This window comes from Peribacillus sp. NPDC097284 (assembly GCF_044761765.1).
Lineage (GTDB): Bacteria > Bacillota > Bacilli > Bacillales > DSM-1321 > Peribacillus.
Window position 1 is genome coordinate 55,807 of the sequence record NZ_JBIWCZ010000015.1, and the last position, 7,209, is coordinate 63,015.

At 40.9% G+C, this 7,209-nt stretch carries 4 protein-coding genes and 2 riboswitches; all 4 genes read left to right on the forward strand.

Annotated features, from left to right (window positions below; genetic code table 11):
* Window positions 1-2 precede the first annotated feature (2 nt).
* Window positions 3-104: riboswitch (purine riboswitch) on the forward strand.
* A gap of 140 nt (window positions 105-244) precedes the next feature.
* Window positions 245-1,801: a glutamine-hydrolyzing GMP synthase gene (gene guaA, locus ACIQXU_RS18680; RefSeq protein ID WP_402875551.1), complete on the forward strand. Its 1,557-nt coding sequence runs from the start codon at window positions 245-247 to the stop codon at window positions 1,799-1,801.
* 206 nt (window positions 1,802-2,007) lie between these two features.
* Window positions 2,008-2,109: riboswitch (purine riboswitch) on the forward strand.
* 109 nt (window positions 2,110-2,218) lie between these two features.
* Window positions 2,219-3,550 (forward strand): NCS2 family permease, encoded by a 1,332-nt coding sequence (locus tag ACIQXU_RS18685; RefSeq protein ID WP_402875544.1) that lies wholly within the window; start codon window positions 2,219-2,221, stop codon window positions 3,548-3,550.
* A 131-nt stretch (window positions 3,551-3,681) separates the two neighbouring features.
* Window positions 3,682-4,566: a glucose PTS transporter transcription antiterminator GlcT gene (gene glcT, locus ACIQXU_RS18690; RefSeq protein WP_402991646.1), complete on the forward strand. Its 885-nt coding sequence runs from the start codon at window positions 3,682-3,684 to the stop codon at window positions 4,564-4,566.
* 166 nt (window positions 4,567-4,732) lie between these two features.
* Entirely contained in the window at window positions 4,733-6,811 is a 2,079-nt protein-coding gene (gene ptsG, locus ACIQXU_RS18695) for a glucose-specific PTS transporter subunit IIBC (RefSeq protein ID WP_402991649.1), read from the forward strand.
* Window positions 6,812-7,209: the final 398 nt, after the last annotated feature.

Here is a 7,209-nt window from a genome sequence, read left to right on the forward strand (position 1 = left end):
TAACTTAAACTAATACTGTCCTTCATATATCCTCGATAATATGGATCGAAAGTTTCTACCGAATCACCGTAAATGATTTGACTATGAAGGCAGATTTACAGGAAAGCTGAAAATCTGCCTTCGTATATACTTTTTCCGTATATCGTTGTGGGTGGATTTTTAGTTTTCCTTTTTTTATGATACTATTTTTTTATATGAAAAATCACTCGTTTTTGGGTGAATTACATTGATAGAGGTGACGTTTGTGCCGGGGAAAACAGAATTGCAGAAAAACCAAGAAATGATTGTAGTACTTGATTTCGGAAGCCAATATAATCAATTGATTACGCGACGTATTCGTGAATTCGGTGTGTACAGTGAGCTTCATCCTCATACCATTACAGTGGAGGAACTACAGGAAATGAATCCTACAGGGATCATTTTTTCAGGTGGCCCTAACAGTGTATATGATGCAAGTGCATTTGGCTGCGATGAACGTATTTTCGATTTAGGTCTTCCAATTTTCGGAATTTGTTATGGCATGCAGCTGATGACGAAACATTTTGGCGGAAAAGTGGAACGCGCCAAAAACCGTGAATATGGAAAAGCGACTCTTACGATTCAAAATGAATCTAAATTATTCAGTGATCTTCCAAAAGAACAAATCGTCTGGATGAGCCACGGTGACTTGGTCGTCGAAACACCTGAAGGTTTCACGGTCGATGGAACGAATCCGTCTTGTCCGATTTCGGCAATGAGTGATGAGTCACGTAAATTATATGCCGTTCAATTCCATCCAGAAGTACGTCACTCCGTACACGGCAATGAAATCTTGAAGAACTTCGTATTCGGAGTTTGTGGATGTAAAGGTGACTGGTCCATGGAAAATTTCGTTGAAATTGAAATGGAAAAAATCCGTCAAACAGTCGGGGATAAAAAAGTACTTTGCGCATTGAGCGGTGGAGTGGATTCATCCGTAGTGGCTGTGTTGATCCATAAAGCGATTGGCGATCAGCTGACATGTATCTTCGTTGATCATGGCTTACTTCGTAAAGGTGAAGCGGAAAGTGTTATGAAAACTTTCAGTGATGGCTTTAATATGAACGTCATTAAAGTGGATGCAAAAGAACGTTTCTTATCGAAACTTGCTGGCGTTTCCGATCCTGAACAGAAACGTAAAATCATCGGTAACGAGTTCATCTACGTGTTCGATGATGAAGCAACGAAACTAGAAGGCATCGATTTCCTTGCACAAGGTACGCTTTACACAGATATCATTGAAAGCGGTACAGCAACGGCACAAACGATTAAATCACATCATAATGTCGGCGGTCTACCGGAAGATATGCAATTCAAATTGATTGAACCATTGAATACTTTGTTCAAGGACGAAGTACGGGCATTAGGAAGCGAAATGGGCATTCCTGATGAAATCGTTTGGCGTCAGCCGTTCCCAGGTCCTGGTTTGGGAATTCGTGTATTAGGAGAAATTTCAGATGAAAAGCTTGAAATCGTCCGTGAGTCTGATTATATCTTACGCGAGGAAATCAGGAAGAATGGTTTAGAACGTGAAATTTGGCAATACTTCACAGTCCTTCCTAACATTCGTAGTGTAGGGGTAATGGGAGATGCCCGTACGTATGATTACACAATCGGTATCCGTGCTGTCACATCAATTGATGGAATGACTTCCGACTGGGCTCGAATTCCTTGGGAAGTACTTGAAATCATCTCCACAAGAATCGTCAATGAAGTGGACCATGTTAACCGGGTTGTGTATGACATAACGTCCAAGCCACCTGCAACGATTGAGTGGGAATAGTATATACATCGAACCAGTGAGGGTTTTACCTTCGCTGGTTTTTTTTGGTATTTATCTTTTTGGGTTTATTTGTGGATGATAGAGGGTGGATATTCTTCGTGAAATGGAAATGATAACTAAAAGGCGAACGTTCTATATTTTTTAATTAAAATTATTCGCTTTTTATATTGACGGCTGTTTTACGCACTGGTACACTATACCTATAATAATAAATTAAACATAATCGTCGTATAATATCGGGAATATGGCCCGAAAGTTTCTACCAAGCTGCCGTTAACAGCTTGACTACGATGTGAATGAATGGGTGGGGTAGGTCACGCGCGCATTCTTTACATATTAGTAGTTGAGCCCCCGTTCGGAAGCGAATGGGGTATTTTCATTTTGTGTTATACGAACTTATGATAGGGGAGACTCATTATGAAAAATTACTTTCGTTTTAATGAACTGGGTACTAGCTATCGTCGGGAAATACTCGGCGGTTTAACTACATTCCTCTCAATGGCTTATATACTGGTTGTGAATCCAGTGATGTTAACGTTACAGGGCATAGAGGATTACCCTGATGAATTGAGAATGGATTATGGAGCAGTGTTTGCCGCAACGGCATTGGCTGCCGCAATTGGTTCCATATTGATGGGTCTCATAGCCAGGTATCCAATCTCGCTTGCACCAGGAATGGGATTGAATGCATTTTTTGCCTTTACGGTTGTACTCGGTTTCGGAATCCCGTGGCAAACGGCTTTAACCGGTGTTTTAATTTCAGGGCTCATATTTGTCCTTCTATCCTTATCGGGTATTCGGGAAAAAATCATTAATGCTATTCCAGTCGAATTGAAATATGCGGTCGGAGCTGGTATTGGACTATTTATAACATTTGTAGGGTTTCAAAATGCAGGGATCATCACGAATGATGATAGTGTACTGGTCGGACTTGGTGATTTAACGAACGGAAGTACATTGCTCGCGGTATTCGGGATAATCGTCACCGTCATTCTAATGACCAAAGGCGTGAAAAGCGGTGTATTCATCGGAATGGTGATCACTGCCATAGCTGGCATGATTTTTGGGCAAGTGCCAGTGCCGGAGAAAATCGTTGGAGCGATTCCAAGTATCGCACCAACATTCGGAGTTGCGTTCGATGCTTTCGGAAATCCTGGTGAGCTCTTTACCGGCCAAATGCTGATCGTGATTTTGACCTTCTTGTTCGTAGCGTTTTTCGATACAGCCGGTACGTTGGTGGCTGTCGCTCAACAAGCAGGTTTAATGAAGGATAATGTTCTTCCGAGAGTTGGAAAAGGGTTGCTTGCTGACTCTCTATCCATTGTCTCAGGTGCGATCCTTGGTACATCGACGACGACATCTTATGTGGAGTCGACAGCGGGTGTCGCTGCCGGTGCTCGTAGCGGTTTTGCCGCAGTGGTTACAGGTTTACTGTTCGTCCTATCTCTTTTCTTTTTCCCGCTACTTTCCGTCGTGACGTCAGCGGTAACTGCACCAGCTTTAGTCATTGTAGGTGTACTAATGGCCTCATCGCTTAAAAACATTGACTGGCATAAATTTGAAGTAGCGGTGCCTGCCTTCTTCACAGTTATCATGATGCCCATGACATATTCGATTGCAACAGGGATTGCCTGTGGATTTATCTTTTATCCCATTACGATGACAATGAAAGGGAGAGCGAAAGAAGTTCACCCAATCATGTGGGGACTTGGAGTGGTCTTCCTTCTATACTTCATATTTTTAAAGTGAAACAACACGAGAAAAGAGGCCTATTATAGGCCTCTTTTCTCGTGTTGTAAGAAGAAGGACTTTACGTGTATAGTATAGATATAAATGTTTTGTAATGGATGGGATAATTCTTTCAAAAAAGAGGGAAAAAAATGAGCGGTTTTATCGTTGAAAAGGTATTGAACAATAATGTTGTAATTGCTAATCACCCATCATATGGTGAGGTCGTTTCTATTGGAAAGGGCCTGGGATTTAATCGAAAAAAAGGCGATGAACTAAGTCCGGAACTCGCAGAGAAAACGTTTGTTTTGAAAAGCGAGAAGGAACAGGAAAATTACAAGAAGTTATTGCCGAAAATCGATCAAAATCTTCAAGCGGCCATAATTGAATCCATTCATTTGATAAACAAAAGGGTCCCTGGAAAACTTAATGAGCATATACATGTGGGCTTAACTGATCATTTACTATTCGCCCTTCAACGGGTTTCCCAAGGGATGACCATAAAAAACCCATTTTTAAAAGAGACGATCACCCTCTATCCTTTTGAGCATAATATCGCAGTCGAGGTTGTTGACCTCATTCAAGATAAGACCGGGATAGGACTGCCTCATGGAGAGATTGGCTTCATCACGCTTCATATCCATAGTGCCATAGCAAATAAGGATTTATCTGACGTCAATCAGTATTCCCAGGTGATTTTTCAACTGATTTCCATTATAGAAGAGCAGTTGAACGTTGAGATAAATAAAGAAAGCATCGATTATTCGCGGCTGATTCGTCATTTAAGGTTTATGATCGATCGCGTATTGGCAGGGGAAACGGTGGATGAACCTGAAAAAATCACTTTGCTATTGAAAGAAGAATATCCTGTATGCTACAATTTGTCTTGGAAACTAATAAAAATTATGCAACAGAAATTAGGCAAACCGGTTTGTGATGCGGAAGCTGTCTACTTAACGATGCATATTCAACGATTGCAAAATAAAATTAAAAAAAACATTAACCTACGTGTTACTGATTCGATCAGGCATAAGTAAGGAGAATGATTGAGAGTGGAACAGGGTAATCTATACCCACATGTTCTTTTTCGGTCCTACCTTTACTTATGCCTTTTTTGCATACAAAACAGCTTAGAAGTGTATTAGCAGTTTAATGAAATGTAACCGTTTTATTAGTGTGAAAACAAAATGAGGAGGAAACCTAATGTTTAAGAAGTTGTTTGGTATCTTGCAAAAAATTGGAAAATCTTTAATGCTTCCTGTAGCGATCTTGCCTGCTGCCGGTATTTTACTCGCACTGGGTAATGCTTTACAAAACCCTGCCCTCTTGGATATCGCTCCGTTTCTAGAAAATGGCGGAGTGGAAATGGTAGCGTCCGTCATGGAAAACGCTGGGAATATTATTTTTGGAAATCTTCCGCTATTATTTGCGGTAGGTGTAGCGATTGGACTGGCAGGTGGAGATGGGGTTGCTGGTTTGGCAGCAATCATCGGATTCCTGATCATGAATGTAACAATGGGAACGGTCTTAGGAATTGATTTGACTGATGTCGAGAAAAACAGTGCCGTTTACAGCAATGTTCTTGGAATTCCTACGTTAGGTACAGGAGTATTCGGCGGAATCATCGTCGGGGTCATGGCTGCCATTTTGTATAATAAGTTCTATGAAATTGAGATGCCTTCGTATTTAGGGTTCTTTGCGGGAAAACGTTTCGTGCCTATTATTACAGCGGTAAGCGCGGTTGTTTTGGGACTGGTCATGATTGTAATTTGGCCGACCGTTCAATCTGGATTAAATTCCTTCTCAGAAAACATGCTTGGAGCTAATTTGACGCTTAGTGCATTTGTCTTTGGGGTAGTGGAACGGGCGTTAATTCCGTTCGGCTTGCATCATATCTTCTATTCACCATTCTGGTTTGAATTTGGTAGCTACATCGATTCGTCGGGTGAACCTATCAGAGGTGACCAAGCAATCTTCATGGCGCAAATTAAAGATGGAGTGGAGAATTTAACGGCTGGTACGTTCATGACAGGAAAATATCCATTCATGATGTTCGGGTTACCGGCTGCAGCATTGGCCATCTATCACGAAGCTCGTCCAGAACGCAAGAAAATTGTCGGTGGTTTAATGGCATCGGCTGCTCTTACAGCTTTCTTGACAGGTATAACAGAGCCAATTGAATTCTCATTCTTATTTGTAGCGCCGATTCTTTTCGCTATTCACTGTGTGTTTGCAGGTCTATCATTCATGACGATGCATTTGCTTGATGTAAAAATTGGGATGACCTTCTCCGGCGGGTTAATCGACTATACATTATTCGGTTTAATCAATCCGCAAACAAATGCTTGGATCGTAATTCCGGTTGGTTTAGTATTTGCGCTTATCTATTATTTCGGATTCCGATTTGCAATCAGGAAATTCAACTTGAAAACTCCTGGTCGCGAGGTAGAAGAAGATGATGATGACGAAGTTGGAGTATCTTCCAAGAAATCAGGTAACCTTCCTGGAGATATTTTGGAAGCGATGGGCGGAAAAGAAAACATCGCGCATTTGGACGCTTGTATCACGCGCCTTCGTGTGTCAGTTAATGATATTAAAGAAGTTGATAAAAATAGATTGAAGAAACTCGGTGCGGCAGGAGTGCTTGAAGTCGGTAACAATATCCAAGCCATCTTTGGCCCACGTTCCGAAACGATTAAAGGGCAAATGAAAGATATCATGGATGGGAAAAGACCTAGTAGGGTTGAAGCCTCACCAGAAAAAGGCGTAGAAAATCAAATAGAAGATGTGATTCCGAAACCATTACGGACGGAAGGGTCTTCTGACTCTGAAAAATTCGTTTCTCCTATTAAAGGAGAAATCAAGCCGATTACTGAAGTGCCTGATCCAGTATTTGCTGAAAAAATGATGGGCGATGGCTTTGCTATTGTGCCGGAGGATGGTCTGGTTGTTTCTCCGGTTGACGGGACGATTGTCAATCTCTTTCCAACTAAACACGCCATTGGTATCGTTTCGGAAACAGGGCGAGAAGTACTGATTCACGTCGGAATCGATACAGTTAAATTAGAAGGTAAAGGGTTTGAAGCGCTCGTCGCTCAAGATGACAAGGTGAAAATCGGCCAACCACTACTTAAAGTAGATATTGACTATGTTAAAAATAATGCGACTTCTATTATTACTCCGATTGTCTTTACGAACCTCGCTGAAGGGGAAAGCGTTAAGATAGAAAAGAGTGGAAAAGTCGATATTAAAGAAGCAAACATTATTTCTTTTAATAAATAAGCGTTATAGAAGCAGGGGGTGACTATTGAAGTTGCCCCCTGCTTCTATTTATAGATTTATGTTAACGACATGTCTTTGAAGCAGAAAGGATAAAGTGGGTATACTAGTGGAAGTTGTACTCTATAGATAGGATTTAAAAAAACAAAGAAATATCACAATTTTAATTGACTTGTATTTCTACTGGTGATATTATATTAACTACACCGAAACACGACATCATAACGAGAAAAGAAACATTCGAAACTTGTTGACAAGTTGGTTGAAAGGTGTTAAGATAATAAAGTCGCTAAGATAGCGGCAAACAAATTGCTCTTTGAAAACTGAACAAAACAAAGCGCCAACGTAAATTTTGAGTGAGCACACACTATAAAAAAGCAAAATGAGCAAGTCAAACATTT